Origin of the sequence: Mesorhizobium sp. 1B3, assembly GCF_050958605.1 — a bacterium.
Lineage (GTDB): Bacteria > Pseudomonadota > Alphaproteobacteria > Rhizobiales > Rhizobiaceae.
In genome coordinates, this window is sequence record NZ_JBJHDO010000005.1 from 97,909 (window position 1) to 121,593 (window position 23,685).

Consider the following 23,685-nt stretch of genomic DNA (forward strand, 5'->3'; position numbering starts at 1 on the left):
GGCGTGGCCGGGGCGACCTCTGCGACAATGACCAATCCAAGAGGTGGGATCGATGGGTTCGGATGCAGGAGGAGGAATCCTCGGTGGTGCCCGAGTTGGCGCGCAGGTCATGGTTTGGATTGCCGGCGGCGCTCTCGTGCTGATGTCCTTCGTGATCACGTTGGAGACACTGGTTCGGAAGTTCGCGGGCTTCTCGTTCGGCAGTGTCAACGAGATGTCGTCCTATCTTTTCGCGATATCGTCGGCCTGGGCACTCGGCTACGCCCTGGTAGAGGGCGCGCATATCCGCATCACCATGTTGCGGAACGTGTTCGGCCCACGGGTCAGGGCCGCTTTCGACATCGTCGCTTGGCTTGTCTTCCTCGTCGTGTTCGCTGTGATCGCCTATCGCGCCACGGAGCTTGCCTGGGATTCCTACCTGACGAACGCCCGCGCTCCGACACCCAACCGGACGCAGCTTTTCCTGCCGCAGGCGCTTTGGGCGTTCGGCATGTTTACCGCTGTGCTCGCTGCCGTCTTGCTCGGCGTGCAGTCGCTGCGGTTGCGCTCGACGCGACCGCTGGCGCCCGTTGAAGAGGCTGAGGCTGAACTGGAAAACCTGAAATGATCGTGTTCGGACTCTTGGTTCTGCTTCTGCTGCTGGCGCTTTCGGTGCCCGTCGCCGCTTCGCTGGGCCTGCTGTCGTTTTCGCTCGCGATATTCTTCACCCCGATCCCGCTCGACCGCATGCTGGGCGAGGTGGCCTGGCGCGCCATGGCTTCAGAATCCCTCGTCGCCATACCCTATTTCGTTCTTCTCGGAGAGGTCATGGTCCGGTCGGGCTTGGCCGAACGAATGTATGCTGCGCTCGTGGAATGGATGTCGTGGCTGCCGGGCGGCACCATGCATGCTAACATCGGCGCAAGCGCGCTGTTCGCGGCCACCTCAGGCTCGAGCGTGGCCACCGCCGCAACGCTCGGAACGGTGTCGATACCCGAGATCAGCCGGCGCGGCTACAACGAACGTTTGTTTCTTGGTTCGCTCGCCGCCGGTGGGACCCTTGGCATTCTTATACCGCCGTCAATCATTCTCATTATCTACGGTGTTCTCACCGATACCTCGATTCCACGCCTGTACCTTGCCGGCATATTGCCGGGTATCGTTCTGGCTGGCCTTTTCATGCTGACAATCGCCGTCGCGTGCTGGATACGTCCCGCGATGGGAGGAAATCCGCCGGCATGGACGTGGAAGCGCCGTGTCGCCGTGCTGCCCGACCTGTTGCCGCCTCTCTTCATATTCGGCCTCGTGGTCGGGACCATTTATGCCGGTATCGCCACACCTACCGAGGCCGCGGCTTTCGGTGTGGTCGGCGCTCTGGGCCTTGCGGCAAGAGTGCGGGCCATCAATCTGGATATGGTCCGCAAGGTTCTGGAAGGCACGATGCGGACCACCGCGATGGTGGTCGCCATCATCTTGATGTCAACGATCCTCAATTTCGTGCTCGCATTCCTCGGAATCTCCCGCTCGATCACAGGCTTCGTGGAGACTCTGAACATCGGTCCGCTAACGCTGATCGCCGTGCTTGTCCTGTTCTATCTCGTTCTCGGCTGCTTCCTGGAAGGCATGTCGGTTATGATCGTTACCGTGCCGATCGTCGCGCCAATTGTCGTAGCCGCAGGTTTCGACCTGATCTGGTTCGGCATCGTGATGACGCTGCTTCTGGAAATGGCGCTCATCACCCCGCCCGTCGGCGTGAACCTGTTCGTCGTCCAGAGCGTGCGTGGAAGAGGGTCGTTGTCGGATGTGATGATCGGCACGGTCCCCTTCGTTCTCACGATCCTCGCGATGATCGTCCTGCTGGCCGCATTTCCCGGAATAGCGTTGTGGCTGCCGGATCTCGCCTACCAATGACCCAGTGTTTCTATCCATGTGGGAGCATGCAGACAGATGATTGCGGCAAGATTGTTCGGCTCGCCCACCTCTCCTTTCGTGAGAAAGGTCAGGGTGCTGCTGCTTGAGGCAGGTCTTTCTGAAAAGGTGTGTTTCGAGCGCATCGATCCTCGCGACACAACAACGGAGTTGCGTGCGCGCAATCCGCTGGGCAAGGTCCCGACATTCCTCTGCGAGGAGGGCAGTCTTTTCGACTCGGGCGTGATCTGCGAGTGGATTTGCGACAGGAACATTGAGGCCGGGCATCTGCTGCCGGCAGGGCGACGGTGGAGAATTCTCACGACGCAGGCGCTGGCGGATGGCCTGCTGGATGCGGGCCTGCTGGTGCGTCAGGAGGAGTTGCGTGAGCCGTCCGCCAGATCGGACACATGGATCGCCGAGCAGACCGATCGCATGCGCGCCGCTATTGCGAGCCTCGATAAGGATGTGGCCTGGCGCGATAGTGATATCGACCTGGGACAGATCGCGGTCGCCTGTGCCTTGGGGTGGATGAATTTCCGATTGCCCCGCATCGACTGGGAAACGGCCTATCCACAACTCGCGGAATGGTTCAACTCGATCGCGTCGCGCCCATCCCTGGTCGCCACGAGGCCGGGATAGGACCTTTCCTGGGCCGGATCAGGTCCGGCAGATAGCGTTGCCGTCCGCGCCGGGAACGGCCAGTTCTTCATGGAGTATCCTGATGCATGCTTCCGCTGCTTTCGACAGGAGTTTCTGCGCGTTGTAGCAGGCGATCAGCTTGCGTCTGGTTACGGGTTCGCGCACCGGGATGGCCTGCAGCCCCAACCTGCCGAGGAGGTTCGACATGTCGTGGCCGGGCAGCAGGGTGATGTAGCCGTGGCTCAGCAATTCCAGAACGGACGTCAGCGAATCGATCTCCAGATTCGGCTTCAGCTCGATTCCCGCTGCGGCGAACGAGGTGTCGATGAGACGCCGCAGGAGATTAGGACGCGACGGAAGGATCACATTGCGCGACGCGAATTCCCGACCTGTTATGACGCTCTCGCGGGCGATGGGATGGTCGCAGGGAACGACGGCGTAGATCTCCTCCTCGATCAAAAGGCGGGAGGCGAATTTCGATTCGTCATATTCGTTGGTCAGAACGCCGATGTCGATCTCGCCGCTCTCCAGCCAGCCGACGATGCTGGAGCTGTATCCTTCGATTATCCTGAGTTTCACGTCCGGGAACTCGGTCGTGTAGCGGTTGACGACGCGCGCGACCGTTCCCAGCGCGAGCGTCGGGGGAATGCCCATCGCCACATCGCCCATGACGCGCCCGTTTGCATCCACGAGAAAATGATGGGCGGCCTCGACATCCTCCATGATGCCGCGACAAATCTGGTAGAACTGGTGCGAAATCGCGTTCGGCAGGACGCCATGACTGGTCCGGTCGAAAAGGGTGAGACCGTATTCCGCCTCCAGCTTGCGTATCTGCATGCTCACCGCTGGCTGAACGACGTGCAGCCGCTCCGCCGCGCGCGTGATGCTGCCTTCCTCATAGAGGGCGATGAAGTAGCGGATCTGCCGGACGTCCAGAGTGATTAGCATGAGCAAATATTCCCCCGGCCGGCTGCAAATGATGCCGCACCGGGTCAGGACAGGTTGTTTCGCGGCAGCAGCCGGTTTCGTGGCCGCTGCCGACCGACAATGAGAATATCCAGATACCCATATCGGGGGAAATCCGCAAATCCGGATCGAGTTTCTTCCGGGCACGCGCACCAAGCGTGCATCATTCGCGGCAATGAGGCGCATAAAAAACTATGAATGGCCTCAATCTCGCGCCCCCCTTACTAGTTGTGCGAACATTCGGAGGAGCAGAGACCGCATGCTGAATTCTACCAAGGCCGAGCCGACCGATGACATCGATCTGTTCACGATGATCGTCCTGCGTCGCAGGTTCGAGGCGATCATCCGCGAGATGGTCAACGCGCTTTTCAAGTCAGGCCGTTCCGGCGTCCTGAATACGGCGATGGACTTTTCCTGCAGCCTGACTGACGCGGATTTCCGGTCTGTGAGCGTTGCGCTTGGGTTGCCGGTCCATGTCGGGGCCATCGAGCTGATTCCGCAGGCCGTGAAGACGAAGTTCGGCGACACGATCAAGCCGGGCGATTGTTTCGTCAACAACAGCGCCTATCACGGCAATACGCACTGCGGTGACTTCACTCTCTGCGTGCCGGTGTTCATGGATGGCGAGCTTGTCTTCTACACCATCGCCCGCGCTCATCTGGGCGACATAGGCTTCCCCACCGCGACGACTTATGGTCCCGATTCCCGCGATGTGTATCAGGAAGGGCTGAAGCTGCCCTGCCTTCGGGTGCAGCGTGAATATTCCGACGTGTCGGAAGTCATCGACATCTGCAAGGCGAACATCCGCTCGCCCGATCAGTTCTACGGCGATTATCTGGCCTGTCTGGCCGCCGTGCGCACGGGCGAGAAGCGGCTCAAGGAGCTTTGCGCGAAGTACGGGCGCGAGGTGGTTCTGACCTTCCTGCGGAAGTTCCAGGAGTATGCCGAGACGATGTGCGTCGAGGCGATCCGCAAGCTGCCCGCAGGGCGCATTTCCCGTACCGCCTATTACGACTCCATGCTGCAGGAATATCCGGACGGCATCCCGCTGACCGCCGAACTTGCGATCGACCCAGAGGCGGGCGAGATCGAGGTCGATCTGACCGCGAACGTCGATAATCTGCCGCTCGGCATCAATATGAGCGAAAGCACGACGCTGGCGGCATGCCGCATGAACGTGCTCGCGCAACTCGGCCCGGATATTCCCCGGTGCTCGGGATCCTTCAACCGCGTGAAGGTGAAGATGCGCGAAGGCGCAGTCGTCGGCAAGCCGAAATATCCCGCCGCCACCTCCTCCGCGACCACCCATCTGTGCCATCTCCTCGGCTCGCACATTCAGGCGTTGTTCGCGGAGCTGATCGACGGGGCGGGTTCCGCCTACGGCACGATCGGCCTGCCTGCCTCTAGCTCGGTGGTAAGCGGTCTGGATTTCCGCCACGACGATCGTCCATTCGTCAACCAGGTCATCATGGGTTACTGGGGCGGTCCTGCCCTGGCACGCCACGACGGCTGGGTGACATACGGCAGCGTATCCTCCCAAGGCATCCTCTGGCAGTCGAGCGTGGAAGTCGTCGAGCAGCAGCAGCCGATCCTCGTCGAGTCCCTGGCGATTCGCCAGGACAGCGGCGGTGCGGGGAGGCAGCAGGGTGGGCCTGGCGCCTACTGCGTATTCGTCGTTCGCGGAAACCCCATGCGCTTCTCGGTCGGCGCGGCGGCGCGGCATTTTCCACCAGCCGGCGTTCAGGGCGGCGGTGCCGGCGGGCCGACGCTGGTAAAGCTGAGGCGCAAGGACGGCACCGAAATCGAGCTTCCGTCCACCGGTGAGTTCCTTCTGCAAGCCGGCGAGGCGATCGTTTCTGAAGGGTGCGGCGGAGGCGGCTACGGCAATCCGCTGGAGCGCGATCCGCAGCTTGTGCTTCGCGATTACAGGGAGGGTTGGATTTCCGGCGAGCGCGTCGCGGGCGTCTATGGCGTCGTGGTGTCGGGTGAGGGGTATCGAATGACGGTGGCTGAAAACGCCACCTCGGCCCGCAGGAAGGAACTGGGAGCGGCTTGAAGATGGCTTATGAAATCGCCGTGGATGTCGGCGGAACCTTTACCGACCTCGTCATCAAGTCCGACGAGGGAACAATCAAAGCGGTCAAGGCTCCGACAACTCCCAGCAACATCGTCGATGGAACCTTGGATGCCGTAGGCCGCGCTGCGGCGGCGGTGGGGGTTTCGACCGTCGAGCTGATGAAGAATTGCCGTAAGTTTGCTTTCGGGACGACGGCTGCGACCAATGCCATCCTTGAGGGCAAGGGCGCCCGGACCGGATTGCTGTGCACCAGGGGGCATCGCGACATCCTGCTGATCCGTGAGGGCGGCAAGGAGGACACCTACAAAGTCGATGTCGATTATCCCGGCCCCTATATCCCGCGCGGTCTGACGCTGGAGATCAACGAACGGATCGACGCCGAAGGCGGCGTGGTCACCCCGCTGGATGAGGAGGGCGTCCGCACCGCGATACGCGAACTGGTGGAGCAGGAGGTCAAGGCGATTGCCGTTGCCTTCGTCTGGTCCGTCGCCAATCCAAGCCATGAGCAGCGTGTCGGACAGCTGATCGAGGAGCTTGCCCCGGGCCTGCCCTACAGCCTGAGCCATCGTGTCAGCCCGAGCATTCGCGAGTATCGCCGGACCTCGGCGACCGCACTCGACGCTTCGCTGAAGCCGATCGTCGAGGAGGCGGTGATGACCCTTTCTGGTCGCCTTGCCGCCGAAGGGTTCGGCGGCGTGCTCACGCTCGTGACGTCGAGCGGTGGCCAGACTTCGCCGCAGGACGTTCTGGAAAAGCCGATCTACCTCTGTTTCTCCGGCCCCTCGGCGGCTCCGGAATCCGGCCGTCGTTTCGCCCGGATCGAGGGCGTCGAGAATGGCAACGTGATTACGGTGGACATGGGCGGCACGAGCTTCGATGTGAGCATCGTATCGGACTGGGAAATCTCCACCCATCGCGACGGGGTGATCGCGGGCCACAGCTTCGGTGTCCCGAGCGTGGAGGTGCTGACGATCGGCGCAGGTGGCGGGAGCCTTGCCCGCGTCGATGCCGGCGGCTTCGTGCATACCGGCCCGGAGAGCGCCGGCTCCTGGCCCGGACCTGCATGCTACGGACGTGGCGGCACGCGCGCCACCGTCACAGACGCAAACGTGGTCAGGGGGTATCTCAATCCCGAAACCTTTGCGGGCGGGACGATGAAGCTCGACGTCGCTGCAGCGAATACCGCGATATCGGCGGATGTGGCCGGGCCGCTAGGCGTCGATCTCGATCAGGCCGCGGAGTTGGTCTGCGTGACCTGCGACCAGTCGATGGTGGGCGCGATCGAAGAAATCACGATCAAGCGCGGCATCGACCCGCGCGAGTATGTCATGGTTGCAGGCGGCGCAGCAGCCGGCTTGCACGCCGTGACGATCGCTCGCGAACTCGACATCCGGCAAGTAATCGTGCCCCGCTTTGCCGGCGTCCTCAGCGCCTTCGGCATCCTTACCAGCAATGTGCAGAACCAGTATGGGCGCAGCATCTTCGCACAGTCCAAGAGATTCGACTTCGCGGCGGTCAATGCGGTCCTCTCCAACCTGAAGGCGGAGGCCGGCGCTTATCTGGACAGGATGGGCGTCGCTCCCGCCGATCGCAGGATCGAGATTACCGCGGAAGCCCGCTATCCGGGTCAGATCTGGCAGCTTACCCTCCCGCTGCGCGTCGATCGTTTCGACAGCAATGCGGATGTCGCCGCGATGCTGGAGGATTTCCACCGCCTGCATGAACGCTTCTACAATGTTCGTAGCGCAGACGATCCGGTCGAGATCGTCGAGATCAATGCGAAGGCGATCGGCATGCAGCCCGATACGACGCTTGAGACGATCGAGCGGGCAAAAGGGGGGCCTGTGATCATCGAGCATCGTTCGGCCTATTTCCACCAGGGCGGTCGCATCGACCGCGTGCCTGTCTATCGGGGGGAGGGACTCCGCGCCGGGCATGTAATTGAGGGGCCTGCCCTCATCGAAGAACCTCTCACTGCGATTGTTGTCCCGCCGGGGGCGGTCGCCTGCATATCCGATTACGGGAATTACCTGATCGCGGTTTAGCGAGCCGCGCGCGGCTTTGTGTTGGCCTCGCTCCAGATCCGGAGCGGGGACGGCAAGTCACTGTTTGGGCGCGGAAGAATGGCGCCGGATCGTCGAGAGGACCATTTCATGCAGTTCACCCCCAGCAATGGCCGTTGGCCGAGTCCATTTAACGAGGTTGCAAATCTTCCGCGTCTCGACGGTCGTGTCATCCGCGTCGCCGATTGCACGCTGCGCGACGGCGAGCAGCAGGCGGGGATCGTGCTGGACCGCGCAGCCAAGGTCGAGATCGCGAAGGCGCTCGAGGCGATCGGCGTTTACGAGATCGAGGCCGGCACCATTGCCAGCAGCGAGGAGGACCGCGAGGCGATTGCGGCGATCTGCGCCCTCGGTCTCTCCGCCAAGATCAGCGTGCTTTGCCGGGGGCTCGAGGCGGACATCGACATGGCCGCCGAAATTGGCGTCTGGGGTGTGCGGCTGAGCTTCCCGATCAGCGACATCGAGCGCGAGTACAAGCTGAAGGGAATTTCCCAGGAAGATTATCTGGCCCGCACCCGAGCATTGGTCGAATATGCAAATGCGAAGGGGCTGGCTGTCGTCTTCAGCCCGTTCGACACTACGCGCGCCAACCTGCCTTTCCTGCGCAGGGTGGCGGCGGGACTGGGTCAGCTCGACGGTGTGGACCGTCTGCGCATCGTGGACACCACCGGTTGCGCGCTCCCGGAAGCGATTGCCTTCATCGTCGAGAACGTGAAGGAAGCCGCGCCGGGTCTGGCTATGGAGATCCACTGCCATAACGATTTCGGTCTGTCCTGCGCCAACACGCTTGCCGGGGTCATGGCAGGAGCCGATTATGTTTCGACCACGATCAACGGCATCGGCGAACGCTGCGGCAATGCTTCGACCGAGGAAGTCGTCATGGCGCTGGAGGTGCTGTGCGGCTACGACACGGGCATCAAGCTGGACGGGTTGAAGAGCATCTCCGAACTCGTCGAGCGGCATAGCGGCATTGCCGTGCACGCCAACAAGGCGGTTGTCGGCTACAACGCTTTCCGCCACGAAGCGGGTATGGTCGTGGCCGGGGTCCTGAAGAACCCCTATACGGCGGAAGCCTACGACCCGGCTATCGTCGGCCAGAGCCGGGACATCCTGCTCGGCAAGAAGAGCGGCCTCGTCTCCGTCAAGTACAAGGCAGCTCAGCTCGGCATCTCCGTGACCGACCAGCAGATGGCTGTTGTGCTGCACCAGGTGAAGGAGGAGGCCGTGCGGCTTAGGCGCGCCCTCAATGACGAAGAGTTCGCAAAGCTCGCGCGTGCAGCGGCAGAACGCCGTTGATGAACAAGGGCCGCCGCGGGGCGGCGCCCGCTCGCGACGCGCTGTAGCTTCTTGATTAGCTCGCGCCGTCGGCCTGATGGTCGAACTGGACTTCGCAGATGCGTTCCGCGATCCGCCAGCCAGTCTCCGTCAACACGAACCTGTCCACATAGTCTGCGACGAGGCGCGGGCCTGCCAATGGTGCGGGCCGCCCCTCCGGCGCGCCGCTTTCGTCGGCATAGTAGACTATGACGCAGCGGCCGCGCGCTTCGTTTGGGGTCACGACTTCCACGAGATGGTTGCTGATCACATGCCGGGACCGGCGATTTTCCGGCCTCGACGAGAGATACGCACGCACGCCCTCATGGCCGATATACACATGATCGCGCGGCCGATAACGCGCGTCGTCCGTGAACAGGGCGACGACGTCTTCGTAGCGTTTCGTATCCAGATAGGTGGCGAAGGCATTGGACAGGCGGATGCAGGCCTGCTCGATTGCTGCCCTCTGTTCGGCGCCTAAAGTTTCCATTCGGACATTCGTGAAAGGTTGGCCATTCTCTGTCCGGCACCCGAAGGAATTGCACGGCCTTGAAATTCGGCGAGGTGTTATCGATAACACGACAGAGACACTTTGTCTCCATGATGATTCAGGGCTATTCGGACCATCGAGGCGGGCGATCTTTCATGAGCAAACGTAACGATAATGGGGGGAAGGCGTCGACATCGAGCCGGAGCGGCGGGCCGTTGGCGACGATGGCGGATGTGGCTCAGCTGGCAAACGTGACCACGATGACCGTGTCGCGGGCGCTGCGGATGCCGGAAAAGGTTTCCGCCGAGACGCGGGAGAAGATCGAGAAGGCCATCAGGATCTGTGGCTTCGTGCCGAACTATGCGGCGCGGAGCCTTTCCTCGCAGCACACGCCCGTGATCGTCGCCTTGTTTCCGACGATGATGAATTCGGTTTTTTCCGGCACGATCGAGGCCATCTCGACGCATCTTCACGACAATCATTACCACCTGCTCCTGGGTCAGACGAATTTCGATGTGGAAAAGGAGGAGGAACTGCTGGCGGGGTTCATCGGCTGGCGTCCTGCCGGGATCATTCTGACGGGCGGCTTGCGGACATCGCGAACGCGCAAGTTGCTGGCCAATGCCGATGTGCCCGTGGTCGAGGTCTGGAACAAGCCGGAGCAGCCATTCGACGTCAGCGTCGGCTTTTCTAACGTCAAGGCCTCCTACGAGATGACCCGGTCGCTGCACGAATGGGGCTACCGCAGGGTCGCCTTCGTTTCGATCGATGCGCCGATGAACGACAGGTCCCTTGAACGTCTTGAAGGATATCGGTCGGCGGTGGCCGAACTCGGCATGGCAAACGATCCACGGCTGGAGATGAAGGTCAAGTTCGGCGTGCATGCGGGCAGGGAGGCTATGCAGCACATACTTGAGAACATGCCAGACGTGGATGCGGTCTTTGCCTCGTCCGACACACTCGCGGTCGGTTGCCTGATGGAAGCCCTGCGGCGCGGCCTGAAGGTGCCGGACGACATCGCAGTCGCGGGTTTCGGAGATGTCGAGCTGGCGGCTGAACTCGTGCCGTCATTGACGACGGTGCATGTGCCCCGCGTCGATATCGGCCGGCGCGCCGCGTCCATCCTGATCGACAGGATTGCGGGAAGCTATGATGGGCCGGCCGTCGTGGATTGCGGATTCGAGATCGTCAGGCGGCAGAGCGCCTGAAGATCCTCCGTCGATGCACGGTCAGTGGGTGGCCGGCCGAACGCCGAAGGCATTGGCCAGCACCTTGTGCTTGAAGAGCAATTCGAGAAGCTCGTCGCTCTCGTGCCTATTCGAGCCTGTCCTGAATCTGGTTCTTCGCTTTCTCGTCAGGTGACTTGACAAGCGCATTGTTAGCGATAACATCGAGACTATGGCAAGGACGCTGAATTGCGAGAAAGCGCCTATTGTTTGCGCTAACAGCAGGAGCAGCTTTTGCCGGCTATGTGCCGTTTTGACGGTTGTGGGGGAGTGAGCGTTCCAGGCCGTGCTTGCGCCGGCCGAGAAACGCTCTGACGGCTTCCAGGCAAAGGCGCCGGGCGCCGCAGAAATTACCCGCCGGTCCGGCGGGTCGTTATTTAAAAAGGAGTTGGAATGGCTTCCATCATAGCCAAGGCAAGCATGGACGACGTGATCTGGGCTCAGCTCGATCCGGATGTAGACCTCTATCTGGAGATCATGGAGATATGCAGGCGCGAGAACATCCGCAGCGGGGTCGTGCTCAACATCGTCGGCGGCCTGCGCAAGGCGCGGCTGAGCATGCCGATCAAGGCAACCGACATGCACACGCCTCCGGGTGTCCTGGAGCTCGAAGGTATGATCGAATGCAGCGGCGTCGGGACAATCGGCGTTACGCGCAACACCTACGATTCGGAGAAGGTGAGCGGTATCATCTACAGGGAAGGTGAGCCCAACCTGCACATCCATCTGACCGTCACCCATGCGGGCAAGTCGTACATGGGCCATCTCATCGAGGGCTGTCTCGTACGCTCGGTCCATCCGATCTCGCACTTTACTATCGTTCTCGCCCGCACGCCGGGCGCGTTGCTGAATTTCGGAGTGTCGAAGGAAACGACGGAAAAATACCCGATGGGCGTTCCTATCCACGATCTGGTTCAGGAATGATTTCGGACAGGAAAGACAAAAAGGGGAACATAAAATGACATTGAGGAAAATGTTGCTGGCTGCCGGAGTTGCGGCGGCCATGCTCCTGGGAGGGGGGCAGGCAATGGCCCAGCAGATCAACTGGGTTTACTCGAACGGCTATGCCAAGGACCATTTTCAGACCGGACTTCTGGCCGACGAGTTCTTCAAGCGTATCGCCGACGAGACAGATGGCCGGCTGAAGATCCGCCATGTCGCCGGCGGCGCGCTGCTCAAGCCGGAGAACACGATCGAGGGCGTGCGTGGCAAGGTGGCGAATCTGGGATCGACCGTGGTGTCGTTCTTCCCGGGGCAGCTGCCGATCTCAGCTACGCTAGCAAGCCTCGTGGACCTGCGCTACGGAAACAGCCTCACCCTCGATCAGGTCGCGGATCTGACCGCCGAACTGCTAGAGCAGGTGCCGGAGTTCTCTGCCGAGTATGAGAAGCAGGGTCTCAAACCGCTGCTGTTTGTGCCATCGCCTGCTTATGCGATCATTTCCAACGACCCGATCACGAATCTGGCCGACTTGCAAGGGAAGAAGGTCCGCACGCTTGGCAACGTTCTGCCCAAGCTGATGGAAGCCGCAGGCGCGGTTCCCCTGTCGGTCGCTTTCGGCGAAATCTACACGAGCCTGCAGACAGGTGTGCTGGACGGAGCGATGACAGATCCGCCCGCCATGCTCAATGCAAAGTTCCCGGAGATCGCTAAGAATCTTCTGACGACGGGGCCGGAGGCCGGTGCGTTCACGGCGATTGCGCCCGTGGTTTTCGTGGTGAACCTCGACGACTGGAACGCGCTGCCTGAAGATATCCGCAACACCGTTTCCAAGGTGGCTGCCGAAATGCGGCCGATCGCGTCGGCGCAGGTCAATGATTTCGCCGCCAAGTCGTTCGGCGAGATGGAGGCCGCAGGCGTGACTGTCCATCACCTCAGCCAGGCTGATACGGATGCGCTTGCCTCCAAGGCTCCCGACTTCCTCGCGCTCGCCGTGGACGTCCTCAAGCAGAACGGGCTGGCCGGCGAGGAGATCATTGCCAAATACCGGGCCATTGCGGATTCCTATCTGCAGGCGAAGTAGCAGCCTTGCCATCCAGCGCGCATCGGCTTCGGCAAGTCGCCACGCCGGCACATACGGGTTGGGCTGAAAACGGGGAAAGTCTATGAACGGCCTGGTCCGTAATCTTAACAGAGTTCTTGAGATCGCGTCGGTGCTCGGCGCGGTCGCGCTGATCGCCATCTCTCTGCTCATCAGCGTTGATATCATGTTGCGCTGGATCGTCGGGCGGTCGATTGTCGGCGTATTCGAAATATCGAGCGTGCTGCTGGTGATGGCGACCTTCCTGCCGCTCGGCCTCGTGCTCTTCCGCAACGAGCAGCTGCGCGTCGACATCATATTCGAATGGGTTCGGGGTCCCGCTGCCTCGCTGCTGTCACTGGTGGATGTCGCGACCGGGCTTGCCGTCTTCGGACTCCTGCTCTGGATCGCCACCGAGGAATTCCAGAAAGCCTACGATGGTCGCTTCCTGCTTCGCGGGATGATCGAGATACCCACCTGGATTCCGCTTGGAATGATCTGGACAGGAACCGGGCTCGCGCTTCTGACGCTATTGGTTCAGGGAATCCGGATGGTGCTGCGGCTGATGGGCCGCCCGGATGGCTCGACTGAGGCCGAGACGACCGGGACGGGAGACTGACAATGGACGTTGGAACCTTGTCTCTCGTCGTCGCCGGTGGGTTGCTGATTCTTCTGCTGGCGGTGGGCGTTCACATCGGCGCGGCCCTTGCCATCGTGGGTATCGTCGGGTCGTACGTGTTTCTCGGGAACTGGACCTCGGGCCTCAACCTGCTGCTGCTGCATGCGGTGGATATCTCCAGCTCCTACACGATGATGGTGATTCCGCTCTTCATCCTGATGGGATCGCTTGCCTCGAAGGCCGGTATCACGAAGGAACTCTTCACCCTCTTCTACCGCAATTTCGGGCGCTTCCCCGGCGGTGTTGCGGTTGCCTCGGTCGGCACATGCGCCGGCATGGCGGCAATCACCGGCTCCAGCGTGGCGACATCGGCCGCGATGAGCCGCATTGCCCTGCCGGAACTGCAGCGCTTCGGCTATGACGAGCGCATGTCCACCGGGGCGATCGCAACCGGCGGCACCTTGTCGATCATGATTCCGCCGAGCATCACGCTCGTCCTATATGCGATTTTCGCGCAACAGTCGGTGGGCAAGATGCTCGTGGCCGGCATCGTGCCGGGTCTGCTGTTGGCGGTGGGCTACGTCCTGCTCATCATAATCCGCTGCCGGATCAACCCTTCGCTCGGACCTGCCGGGCCGCGTTTCAACTGGAAGGAGCGTTTCGAGGGCGTGTCGACGGTGCTGCCGTTCATCTTGGTGGTCATGGCCGTCATCGCCGGCATTCTCTACGGCATCTGGACGCCGGTCGAGTCGGCGGCCGTCGCCGTGGTTCTGGTTACGATCACCTGTATCCTTCAGCACCGCCTCGACGCGGGGCAGTTCTTCACGGCGTGCCGGGAAGCGGTCAACATGTCCGCATCGGTCTTCATCGTCGTGATCGGCTCGATGGTGTTCAGCGGCTTCCTGGCTCTCAACGGGTTCAGCGACTTTATCGCCGAATGGATTCTGAACCTTGGGCTCAGCTCGTTGTCGCTGCTGCTGCTCCTGACAGTGATCTACATTTTTCTTGGCATGTTCATGGAAGTGTCGAGCCTTCTTGCGCTGACCATTCCCCTCGTCATGCCGATTGTCCATTCCGTCGGATGGGACCCAATCTGGTTCGGTGTCGTGGTCGTTTCGCTGATGGAGGTCGCGATGGTGACGCCGCCGGTCGGGCTGAACCTCTATGCAGTCAAGGCGTCGGTGCCGAGCATCAGCCTCAAGACGATCTATATGGGGGCGGTGCAGTTCTGGATGATCAACCTCCTGTTGATCTTCATCCTGTTCGCCTTTCCGCAGATCGCCTTGCTGCTGCCGAACATGCGGTGAGGTGCGAGGCTGCATCTCCAGGCGGCGATGCTCAGGCGCCTCAAGCGCTCTCATGAGCCGGGCCTACCGCGAGCTGTCCTCGCAGGTTAAGGATTCATGATTGGCTCTGGGCGCTCAGTCGCAGCAGGATCTTTTCACGCGTATTCGATGAAGCGCAGGACGAGCCCAAGGGCGGCGTCCGGCGCAATCGACAGGCTCGTCCTCTCCCGGAGGTAGGGAACGCCACGTGCATCCAGACAAGCGTTGGTCACATCCAGTGATTCGGTGAAGAGGTCCAGCGCCACCATTCGCATGGCGCCGCCTGCCAGATCGGGTAGGAGCGATACGCCTGAACAAAGGTCAGGCATCTGGCTGGGGTGGAAAACACGCAGCGTCGTGCGTCCCGCACGCATCGTTCCGTCGGTGTAGATGCCGGGAACGCGTTTCAGTAGAGCGCTTAGTCGGTTGGGATCGTTGGATATGATCGTAAACGCCGCGATGCCTGTGGCGCCATTCGCATGGGACTGCCATTCCGGGCGCCAGATCAACTCGGGCGTGTTGTGCTGGCAAAAGAAGATCCGGCCGTTGTCGACGTCGCGGCGGTCGACCTGAAAGGTACGGAAGCTGGCATTCCTCTCCTGCCCGTCGATCGTGACGGGGCGTGAAAAATCCCTGTATTGTTCGACGGCAACGCCATCGCGCTGCAGGTCGTCGTGAAGAGATGCCGCGTTCCCCGTACGGAAGGCCAGGCCGGTCAGGCCGGCCGGATGCACCCACATTTCGGCCCGCTTGTCGCGTTCTCCGGGCGCGTATCCCAGCAGTTCGAGATAGCTGTCGCGAAAGACAGCCAGGTGATTGATCGAGCCGAGCGTATGATAGCCGCGTGGCGTGAGGGTGAATCCCAGCCTTGCATATTGTTCTGCGGCCTCGTCCATTCGGCCGAGCACATTGATCACGGCATGGTCGAAGTCGGTCATTTGCAATCTCCGTTTCGCCTCAGGCCGCCCTGGCACGCTGCGATACGACGGCGTGGACGATGAGCTGAATGAGGTGGAACAGCATCAGGGGCAGGACGATGAGTGAGATGTCCTGCCCGGCAAAAAGGATGGCTGCCATCGGCAGACCTGTGGCGAGGCTCTTTGTCGAGCCGCAGTAGAACAGGGCCAGCATGTCGGCCCTGTTCATGCCGGACACGCGGCTGACGAGAAGGATCAGCCCCATCACCAAAGCCAAAAGTAGGGCGCAGAGCCCCACCAGACCGGCAACGGACTGCCATGGCATGACAGACCAGATTCCGTTCACGACACCGGCGGAAAAGGCCGAATAGACGATCAGCAGAATCGCGCCGCGGTCCACCGCCATCGTGGTGGTCTTGTGCCGATTGACAAAGTCGGCCAGCAGCGGGCGACACAATTGACCGACGAGGAAGGGCAGCAGGATTTGCTGTATGATCTTCCAAATGGCGGAAGGGGCGACGGCGAACTCGGCGGCCGCGGGAATGAGCACCATGAGCAGCAGAGGCGACAGGACGACGCCGAGCAGGCTCGATATCGAGGCCGCGCATATGGCCCCTGCAACATTTCCGCCCGATATCGAAGTGAAGGCGATCGAGCTTTGTACGGTCGAGGGCATGCAGCCCACGTAGAGAAATCCCAACACCACTGCGGCCGGAAAGATGGCCGACAGGAGCGGCGCCGCCGCCATCGTGAGCAGGGGATAGAGTGCGAAGGTGCACAGCAGGCAAGCAATCTGTAGCTTCCAGTTGGCAAGGCCGGAGACGATCATAGCCGTTGAAAGTTTGGCCCCGTAGAGGAAGAACAACAGGGCAATCGCCCAGTAGGTCACATGCTGCAGGACAACAGCGAAATCGCCTTGGGCAGGCACCAGACTTGCCAGAAGAACCGTTGTTGCGAGCAGGACCATGTACCGGTCGATGCCGATCCGTTTAAGCACGGCTTCGAGTCTGGAGGCGGACATGGGGTTCCTTTTTATCTGTTAGGTCTGTGATCCATGTCGCTGGATCGATGAAGGCGGGCTGTCCCGTTCTTCCGTTGGGTCGGAAGGAAGGCGCCTCTTTTGGTTTGGCTTCAGTCAGAAGAGGCCCGGAAGTCTGCCGCAAGGTGCAGGATCCAGGCCGATGGCCGGCAACGACGCGTTGCCCGATCATGGGGCGTCCAGCCCGGACCCTGTTTCGAGAAACCGCAGGATGCGGGATTTGTGAGAGTCCACCTCAAGGCGGTTCTCCTTGAGCCAGTCAGGATTGTAGTAGGTCGAGGCGTAGCGATCGCCGCTGTCGCATATCAAGGTCACGAGCGATCCTTCCGCGCCTTCGCGCAACATGCGGGCGGCCATGTGCAGCAGAGCCATGAAGTTCGTTCCGGTGGATCCGCCGACACGGCGAAACAATCTTTCGGACAGGACATGGGCGGCGGCAATGGACGCCGCATCGGGAATGCGCAGCATGCAGTCGATCACGCCGGGCACGAAGGATGGCTCGACGCGCGGGCGGCCGATGCCCTCTATCCTCGAGGGCTTCGCCGATGTGACCCGGAGATCCCCGCTCCGGTAGGCGTCGAAGAAAACCGAGTTTTCGACGTCGGCCACGCACAATCTGGTCGGAAGATTCTGGAAGCGGATATAGCGGCCGATGGTGGCTGCCGTTCCGCCGGTGCCGGCGCTCATCACCACCCAATGCGGACTGGCGTGAGGCTCGCTCGACATCTGGCGAAAGATGCTTTCGGCAATGTTGTTGTTGCCGCGCCAGTCCGTGGCTCGTTCCGCATTGGTGAACTGGTCGAGATAGTGCCCGCCCGTCTCCTCTGCGAGCTGGGCCGCGACCTCATAGACCCGGGACGGCTCGTCGACGAAGTGACAGCGTCCGCCCATGCGCTCGATGGCATCCACCTTCACGCGTGACGTGGAGCGCGGCATCACCGCGATGAAGGGAAGGCCCAGAAGGTGCGCGAAATAGGCTTCCGAAACAGCGGTCGAACCTGACGATGCCTCGACCAGTGTCGTGCCGCGCCCGATATGCCCGTTGCAAATTCCGTAAAGGAAGAGAGATCGCGCAAGGCGATGTTTCAGGCTGCCGGTCGGGTGGGTGGATTCGTCCTTCAGGTAGATGGAGAGGCCCTTGAGCGCGGGGAACATGGGATTGATGAGGTGCGTGTCCGCCGAGCGGCGGCCGTCGCATTGCAGCAGGTCTATCGCGCGGCGGACCCAGGCGCGATCCAGCGCATCCGTTTCGCGAGCCCTCATCGAACAGAAATCTGGCTGCGGGCATTCGATGATATGGCCCATCTCAGGCACTTCCCGCCTGGCCAGGCAGCGCGAAGACGGCCTCGATCTCCACCTGTGCGTCTTTCGGCAGCCTCGATACCTCGAATGTCGCTCGCGCCGGGAAAGGCTCAGAAAAAAAGCTCGCATAGACGGCATTGATCTCGGCGAAGCGCGACAGGTCGGACACCAGCACCGTGGTCTTCAGACAATGCGCCATATCGGTACCGGCGGCCTTTGCAATGGCAGCAATGTTGGCGAGGCACTGGCGGATCTGCTCGGCAGGATCTTCCGAGGAAAACGATCCAATCACAGGGTCGATGGGAAGCTGTCCCGACACGTAGAGGGTTCCGCCGTGGATGATCGCTTGCGAATAGGGGCCGATTGCAGCCGGCGCGGCGGTCGTGGAAATAGCCTTCATTGTCGTTCCTTGATTGCTGAGCAATTCATATGAGGATTTAATGCCGTTGCTGGCTTCCTCCCCGTTTCACTAAAACGCCACCGCCTGGCCATCCTTGCGCGGGTCGGAGCCGCCGACATAGGCGCCTGCCTCGCGCAGGATCGCCTGCGCGCCGCCGAAGCCGAAAACGGCGTCGGGCGTCTCGACCACCACGTCATGGCCGCGAGCACGTAGCCCGTCGACCAGATTCGCCGGGAAGCCGGATTCGACCGCGACTTTCCTGCCTGCGGCGATGCGCCAGCGGGGCGCGTCGGCAGCCGCCTGCGGATTCTGACTGTAGTGCAGAACGCGTACCACCAGCTGCACATGACCCTGCGCCTGCATCGGGCCGCCCATCACGCCGAAGGCCATCAACGGCTTGCCCGAAAGGTTGGTGGCGAAAGCCGGGATGATCGTGTGGAAGGGCCGCTTGCGCGGCGCGACCCGGTTGGGATGCCCTGGCTTGAGGCTGAAGCCGTGTCCGCGGTTCTGCAGGCTGATCCCGGTTTGCGGAACCACAAGGCCGGAGCCGAAACCCATGTAGTTCGACTGAATGAACGAGACCATGCGTCCTTGCGCGTCGGCGGTGGCGAGATACACCGTGCCGGCCTTTCGCGGCGTGCCGTGGCCCGGATCGCCGGCGCGCTGCCGGTCGACGAGCGCCGCACGTTCGGCCAGATAGGCGGGATCCAGCAGCGCCTGGGCGGGAAACTGCATCGCGTTTTCTTCCGCCACGTGCTCATCGATGTCCACCAGCGCGAGTTTCGTCGCCTCGATAATGAGATGAATGGTGTCTATGTGATCGACCGGCTTGTCGCCGATGCCGAGATGCTCGAGGATGCCGAGCGCGATCAGCGCCGCTATGCCTTGACCGTTCGGAGGAAGCTCGTGGACGTAGGCATCGCCGAACCGCTGGCTGATCGTGCCGATCCAGTCGGGCTGATGAGATGCAAGATCGTCCAGCGTCATCGCGCCGCCATGCGCCTTGCCATGGGCTATGATCCGTTCGGCAAGCGCGCCGCGATAAAAGGCCTCGCCCCGTGTCGAAGCGATGGTTTCCAGCGTTGCGGCGTGGTGGGGAAGGCGCACTATCTCGCCGGCTTTGGGCGCGTAACCGTCGGGCAGAAACGCCTGACCGAAACCTGGCTCGTTGCCCAGCTTCCGGCCGCCCATCGCCCAAAGTCGCGCGATGATGGGCGAGAGACTGAAGCCGTCTCGGGCGTAGCGAATGGCGGGTTCGGCGATCGTTTCCAGCGGCACGCTGCCGAACTTCTCCCACAAGGCGATCCAGCCCGAGACCGCGCCCGGGACCGTCACGCTGTTCCAGCCTGTTTGGGGCACCTGGTCGAAAGCTTCGAAATAGTCGGGAGACCAGGCTGCGGGGGAGCGGCCGGACGCGTTCAACCCGTGCAGGTCCTGTCCGTCCCAGACGATGGCGAACCCGTCGCTACCGATGCCGCAACCGGTGGGTTCGACCACCGTCAGCGTCATGGCCGCCGCGATGGCCGCGTCTATGGCGTTGCCGCCCCTGGCGAGCATGGCGAGGCCCGCCTGGGCCGCCAATGGCTGTGACGTTACCACCATGTTCTGGCCGAGAACGGGCGATCGGGCCGAACCGTATGGCTGGGCGTAATCAACGGACATGGATAATCCTCCTCGACGATGGGCTATCACATGCATCAAGTCATGGTGCCCGTCCGCACGCAATCGCAATAAAAAATTCATTTGAATTATACGATTGAAAATGCGGAGATGCGAGTGGAATTTTGCGGCTGCGATGAAGACCGCTCGGTTCGTGAAGGAGGATGTCGGTGTCTCTTGTGATTTCCGTTATGCCGCAGATCGAGTTGATCGACGTGCCCCGACGGATTGTGATTCGCGGCCTGGAGGCGGGCGCAGAGGTGCAACTGACCGCCCGCTCCCGGCGCACCGGCGGCAGTGTCTGGCAGGCGCGGGCCGTGTTTCTTGCCGACGCCGAAGGCATCGTAGACGTGACGCGCGACGCCCCGGTTTCAGGAAGCTATTCAGGCATCTCGGCCATGGGCCTGATCTGGTCGCAGGAGGAAGTTTCGCGCCCCACCGGACCCCAAAGCGGCGCGGCGGGCGTCGAGCCTGTGGTGACCGAACTGCTCGCGCAATCGGCCGGCGGCAGGGCGCAAGGTTCGATGACGCAGATCTTCGCGGCCGAAGGCGTGGCTCGCGAGGATGTGCAGCGAGACGGCGTTTGCGGCGTGCTTTACCGGCCGGCGGGTCCTGGGCCTCATCCTGCCGTGATCGTGATGAACGGTTCTGGAGGCGGGGTGAACGAACCACGCGCCGCTCTTTACGCGTCGCGGGGCTATCTCGCCCTGGCGCTGGGCTATTTCCGCTTCGCCGGCCGGCCGGACTGGATCAACGAAACGCCGCTGGAATATTTCCGTGACGCCATATCGTGGCTGCGTCGCAGTGAAAAGCCAAAGGACGGTTTCGTCGCGATCACGGGGCAGTCGCGCGGCGGCGAACTGGTGATGCTGTTGGCTGCGACCTTTCCCGAACTCGTTTCGGCCGTCATGGCCTATGTACCGGCCTCGTGCATCCACAGCGCGCAGAGCGCGGGTGACCCGGCAAGGGGGCGGCTGGCACCGACATGGACACTTGACGGCAAGCCGCTGCCGCATCTTTGGGAAAACAACCGGACCGGCACCTACGCGCCCTACGACAGCGGGGCTGAGCCGCGACGCCATGAATATGCGCTTCTGACCGCCATGGCGGATGCTGCCGCGGTAGAGAGAGCAAGAATTCCCGTCGAGAGGATCACGGCCCCGGTGCTCCTCGTCCACGGGACCGACGACGGTTGGTGGCCGACCGACTATCATTGCGACGTGATGGAAGAGAGCCTGCGCGCAGCGGGCCGTCATGTGGAGCGCCTGCGCTACGAAGAGGCGGGCCACATCATCGTCTTCCCCTATATTCCGACCACGGGCATCACCGCGCCGCATCCGGTGTCCGGCATCTTCTCCACCAATGGCGGCACGGCCGAAGCCGATGCCCGCGCAAATGCGGAAAGCTGGCCGGCCGTGCTCGACTTTCTCGAACGCTGCCAGAAGAAGTGCGCATGAGCGAGGTCACGCAGCTTGTGCGCGTCCGTGTCGAAACCGCATTGGGATCGGTCACGGTGGCCGTCGATCCGATCCGTGCGCCACTGTCGGCCGGCGCCTTTCTGGAGCACGTGGACAAAGGCCTGCTGGCTGGCACGACGATCTACCGCATCGTCACGGAAGCCAACCAGCCGCCGGATATCCGCCACCGCATCGAAGTGATCCAATGGGGCCGCACGTTCGAGGAGGCGGCGCCGCTGCCGCCGATCGCGCATGAACCGACTTCGCTGACGGGTTTGAAACATCGGCGCGGGACGCTGTCCATGGCCCGGCGCGAGACCGGTTCGGCCGGTCGCGCCTTCGTGTTCTGCATCGGAGGCGATCTGCAATCACTCGACGAGGGCGGCGGGCGCAATCCGGACGGCCATGGCTTCGCGGCGTTCGGCGAGGTGCTGGACGGATGGCGAGCGCTCGATGCGATCTTCGCGCGGGCGGAATCGGGCGACCGCCTCGAAACGCGGATCGCCGTCACGGGCGCGCATCGTCTCTGACGTCACGAAGGCAGGATGCCGCTTTTCCGTGCCTGTCGGATCATGTCGTCGGCGCAGAGATAACCCCAGCTCATGAAGGGACCGAGCGTCGTACCGGCGCCGACGCCGCGTGTGCCAATCGGGTTTGCCATCGATGCGCCTGCCGCGTAGAGCCCTTCGATCACCGTTCCGTCGGGCCGCAGGACGCGGCCTTGCGGGTCGGTGCGCGGTCCGCCCTTCGTCGACATGATGGAGGGATTGAATCGGATAGCGATGAAGGGCGGCTTAGCGATCGGCTCGAGGCCGGCGCGTTTGCGCTTGTCTGCCTTCTGGTGCGCCCTTGTCTTGCCGCGCTCGAAATCCTCGTCGACCCCGGTGGCGGCAAAGCCGTTGAAACGCTCGACGGTGCGGTTGAGCGCATCCGGGTCGATACCGATCTTGCGCGCCAGGTCCGGAATGGTCGGCGCCTTGACCAGCCAGCCGGGGACCAGCCGTGCGAAGAAGCGCACCAGCGGAGCCTTCTTCGGATAGCGTGCATCAGTGATGACGAAGGCTGGCAGATGGAGCGGCTCGCCGGTCTGCGGGTCGCGCTCGATGAGCGCCTCGCCGAGATTGACATGAAGCTCGTCCCAGAAGCGCTGGCCGTGCCGGTTCACCACTATCGCGTTTTCTTCCGCGTGGTAGGGGACGGGCATGCCGTGGACCATACCCTCGTAACGGCGCGGAATCGCCGCGGTGACGTTGGCCTGATCCATCGCGGCCAGTTCCGCACCGGCGGCCTGCGCCATTCGCTGTCCGTCGCCTGTATTGCCGTCGGGAGAACCGAAGAACTGGACCGGGCTGACGAAATGGCGCCGCATCATGTCGGCGCTCCACTCGAAGCCGCCGGTCGCGATCAATGTGGCGACGCGAGCCCTTATCCTCTGCGGTTTGCCGCAATGATTGACGACGGCGCCGGTCACGCGGCCGTCTACCACGATGAGTTCCGTGCCGGCAGCCCGTGTCTGCAGGCGCACGCCGGCGTCCTGGCATCCGCGGATGAGACCGATCATGAGGGCTGTGCCCTTGCCGGCACTTAGACTGATCATGCGCCCGGCGAGACGCGGTAACAACCGCAAGGTGGTGCTGACGGGCTTGTGGTAGAGGTCAGTCTCGAGCAATTCGTGGTAGGTGAATATCTCCGGAAGGGTCGAGCCGCGAACGCGGAAGGCGTTGCCACGCGCCGCAAGACGGCTGATCGGCAGCACGGAGAGCATCCTCCCCTTAACTTTCGCGCCAGGGGCGTCTGCATAAGGGTCCGGCTCGCCAGTCAATTTGAAGCGCAGCGGCGTCCGTGACTGGAGCAAGTCGAGCATCCTGGGACCGGCGTCGAGGAGTGCGCGCCAGTGCTGCGGAAAATTCCAGCCTTCGGGCGCGACGGCGCACATATAGGCAAACGCCTCGTCCAAATCGTCATCGATTCCCGCTTTGCGGGCGAGGGGGTTTGCGGCAATCCAGATGCCGCCCGCCGACATGGCGCTGGTGCCGCCGAACTTGGACGTTTTCTCGCACACAAGGACTTTCAGGCCTGCCCCTGCCGCATGCAGGGCGGCAACCAGCGCGGCGCATCCCGAACCAAGGATCAGGACGTCCACTTCATCGTTGTAGAGGGTCATCCGGTCCTCTGAAGAAGGTGCGCGGCGGCGCGGTTTCGGTCGGAATCAATTAAATTCAATCGCACATATTAAATATGCGATTGAATTAGAGGGGGCAACCCGTTGTGTGGCAGCGCGA

21 protein-coding genes are annotated in these 23,685 nt (G+C 62.2%); 13 read left to right on the forward strand and 8 right to left on the reverse strand.

Features of this window, described 5'->3' with window-relative positions:
• Positions 1-52 precede the first annotated feature (52 nt).
• From ACCO56_RS15225 to ACCO56_RS15235, 3 genes are read left to right on the forward strand one after another with little or no spacing between them, the layout of a single operon-like run.
• Complete coding sequence (locus tag ACCO56_RS15225; RefSeq protein ID WP_433641616.1) at positions 53-607, forward strand: TRAP transporter small permease subunit; 555 nt, start codon at positions 53-55, stop codon at positions 605-607.
• Positions 604-1,890 carry a TRAP transporter large permease gene (locus ACCO56_RS15230; RefSeq protein ID WP_433641617.1) on the forward strand — a complete coding sequence of 429 codons (1,287 nt, stop codon included), beginning with the start codon at positions 604-606 and terminating at the stop codon, positions 1,888-1,890. The genes ACCO56_RS15225 and ACCO56_RS15230 overlap by 4 nt, the downstream gene beginning before the upstream one ends.
• A gap of 36 nt (positions 1,891-1,926) precedes the next feature.
• Positions 1,927-2,529, forward strand: a complete 603-nt coding sequence (locus tag ACCO56_RS15235) for a glutathione S-transferase N-terminal domain-containing protein (protein WP_433641618.1) — start codon at positions 1,927-1,929, stop codon at positions 2,527-2,529.
• Positions 2,530-2,547: 18 nt separating this feature from the next.
• Here ACCO56_RS15235 and ACCO56_RS15240 read toward each other — a convergent pair whose 3' ends face one another.
• On the reverse strand, positions 2,548-3,477 hold the full coding sequence (locus ACCO56_RS15240; protein WP_433641619.1) for a LysR family transcriptional regulator: 930 nt from the start codon (positions 3,475-3,477) through the stop codon (positions 2,548-2,550).
• Between the two features lie 277 nt (positions 3,478-3,754).
• On the opposite strand from ACCO56_RS15240, the gene ACCO56_RS15245 reads away from it, so the two are divergent.
• The 3 genes from ACCO56_RS15245 (at position 3,755) to ACCO56_RS15255 (ending at position 8,931) form a co-directional block, all read left to right on the forward strand.
• Positions 3,755-5,551 (forward strand): hydantoinase B/oxoprolinase family protein, encoded by a 1,797-nt coding sequence (locus ACCO56_RS15245; RefSeq protein ID WP_433641620.1) that lies wholly within the window; start codon positions 3,755-3,757, stop codon positions 5,549-5,551.
• 2 nt (positions 5,552-5,553) lie between these two features.
• The gene (locus ACCO56_RS15250) at positions 5,554-7,617 is read left to right on the forward strand and encodes a hydantoinase/oxoprolinase family protein (protein WP_433641621.1); all 2,064 of its coding nucleotides are present in this window, start codon (positions 5,554-5,556) and stop codon (positions 7,615-7,617) included.
• 108 nt (positions 7,618-7,725) lie between these two features.
• Positions 7,726-8,931: a homocitrate synthase/isopropylmalate synthase family protein gene (locus ACCO56_RS15255; protein ID WP_433641622.1), complete on the forward strand. Its 1,206-nt coding sequence runs from the start codon at positions 7,726-7,728 to the stop codon at positions 8,929-8,931.
• Positions 8,932-8,986: 55 nt separating this feature from the next.
• On the opposite strand, the gene ACCO56_RS15260 is transcribed toward ACCO56_RS15255, so the two are convergent.
• Entirely contained in the window at positions 8,987-9,439 is a 453-nt protein-coding gene (locus ACCO56_RS15260; RefSeq protein WP_433641623.1) for a nuclear transport factor 2 family protein, read from the reverse strand.
• 155 nt (positions 9,440-9,594) lie between these two features.
• Here ACCO56_RS15260 and ACCO56_RS15265 point away from each other — a divergent pair, with 155 nt between their 5' ends.
• The 5 genes from ACCO56_RS15265 (at position 9,595) to ACCO56_RS15285 (ending at position 14,611) form a co-directional block, all read left to right on the forward strand.
• Positions 9,595-10,647 (forward strand): LacI family DNA-binding transcriptional regulator, encoded by a 1,053-nt coding sequence (locus ACCO56_RS15265; RefSeq protein WP_433641624.1) that lies wholly within the window; start codon positions 9,595-9,597, stop codon positions 10,645-10,647.
• Positions 10,648-11,058: 411 nt separating this feature from the next.
• The gene (locus tag ACCO56_RS15270) at positions 11,059-11,589 is read left to right on the forward strand and encodes a PPC domain-containing DNA-binding protein (RefSeq protein ID WP_433641625.1); all 531 of its coding nucleotides are present in this window, start codon (positions 11,059-11,061) and stop codon (positions 11,587-11,589) included.
• A gap of 34 nt (positions 11,590-11,623) precedes the next feature.
• On the forward strand, positions 11,624-12,688 hold the full coding sequence (locus ACCO56_RS15275) for a TRAP transporter substrate-binding protein (RefSeq protein WP_433641626.1): 1,065 nt from the start codon (positions 11,624-11,626) through the stop codon (positions 12,686-12,688).
• Positions 12,689-12,770: 82 nt separating this feature from the next.
• Positions 12,771-13,304 (forward strand): TRAP transporter small permease, encoded by a 534-nt coding sequence (locus ACCO56_RS15280; protein ID WP_433641627.1) that lies wholly within the window; start codon positions 12,771-12,773, stop codon positions 13,302-13,304.
• 2 nt (positions 13,305-13,306) lie between these two features.
• On the forward strand, positions 13,307-14,611 hold the full coding sequence (locus ACCO56_RS15285) for a TRAP transporter large permease (RefSeq protein WP_433641628.1): 1,305 nt from the start codon (positions 13,307-13,309) through the stop codon (positions 14,609-14,611).
• 134 nt (positions 14,612-14,745) lie between these two features.
• On the opposite strand, the gene ACCO56_RS15290 is transcribed toward ACCO56_RS15285, so the two are convergent.
• The 5 genes from ACCO56_RS15290 to ACCO56_RS15310 all read right to left on the reverse strand — a co-directional run bounded on the left by ACCO56_RS15290 (position 14,746) and on the right by ACCO56_RS15310 (position 19,949).
• Positions 14,746-15,567 (reverse strand): VOC family protein, encoded by an 822-nt coding sequence (locus tag ACCO56_RS15290; protein WP_433641629.1) that lies wholly within the window; start codon positions 15,565-15,567, stop codon positions 14,746-14,748.
• A 19-nt stretch (positions 15,568-15,586) separates the two neighbouring features.
• Positions 15,587-16,567, reverse strand: a complete 981-nt coding sequence (locus ACCO56_RS15295; RefSeq protein ID WP_433641630.1) for a bile acid:sodium symporter family protein — start codon at positions 16,565-16,567, stop codon at positions 15,587-15,589.
• Between the two features lie 186 nt (positions 16,568-16,753).
• Positions 16,754-17,848 (reverse strand): PLP-dependent cysteine synthase family protein, encoded by a 1,095-nt coding sequence (locus tag ACCO56_RS15300; RefSeq protein ID WP_433642016.1) that lies wholly within the window; start codon positions 17,846-17,848, stop codon positions 16,754-16,756.
• 43 nt (positions 17,849-17,891) lie between these two features.
• Positions 17,892-18,287: a Rid family detoxifying hydrolase gene (locus ACCO56_RS15305; protein WP_433641631.1), complete on the reverse strand. Its 396-nt coding sequence runs from the start codon at positions 18,285-18,287 to the stop codon at positions 17,892-17,894.
• Positions 18,288-18,356: 69 nt separating this feature from the next.
• Positions 18,357-19,949 carry a gamma-glutamyltransferase family protein gene (locus ACCO56_RS15310; RefSeq protein WP_433641632.1) on the reverse strand — a complete coding sequence of 531 codons (1,593 nt, stop codon included), beginning with the start codon at positions 19,947-19,949 and terminating at the stop codon, positions 18,357-18,359.
• A 167-nt stretch (positions 19,950-20,116) separates the two neighbouring features.
• Here ACCO56_RS15310 and ACCO56_RS15315 point away from each other — a divergent pair, with 167 nt between their 5' ends.
• Complete coding sequence (locus ACCO56_RS15315) at positions 20,117-21,403, forward strand: acyl-CoA thioesterase/bile acid-CoA:amino acid N-acyltransferase family protein (protein ID WP_433641633.1); 1,287 nt, start codon at positions 20,117-20,119, stop codon at positions 21,401-21,403.
• Positions 21,400-21,933, forward strand: a complete 534-nt coding sequence (locus ACCO56_RS15320; protein WP_433641634.1) for a peptidylprolyl isomerase — start codon at positions 21,400-21,402, stop codon at positions 21,931-21,933. Before ACCO56_RS15315 ends, ACCO56_RS15320 begins: the two co-directional genes overlap by 4 nt.
• A gap of 2 nt (positions 21,934-21,935) precedes the next feature.
• On the opposite strand, the gene ACCO56_RS15325 is transcribed toward ACCO56_RS15320, so the two are convergent.
• Positions 21,936-23,567, reverse strand: coding sequence for an FAD-dependent oxidoreductase (locus tag ACCO56_RS15325; RefSeq protein ID WP_433641635.1), 1,632 nt, complete (start codon positions 23,565-23,567; stop codon positions 21,936-21,938).
• Positions 23,568-23,685: the final 118 nt, after the last annotated feature.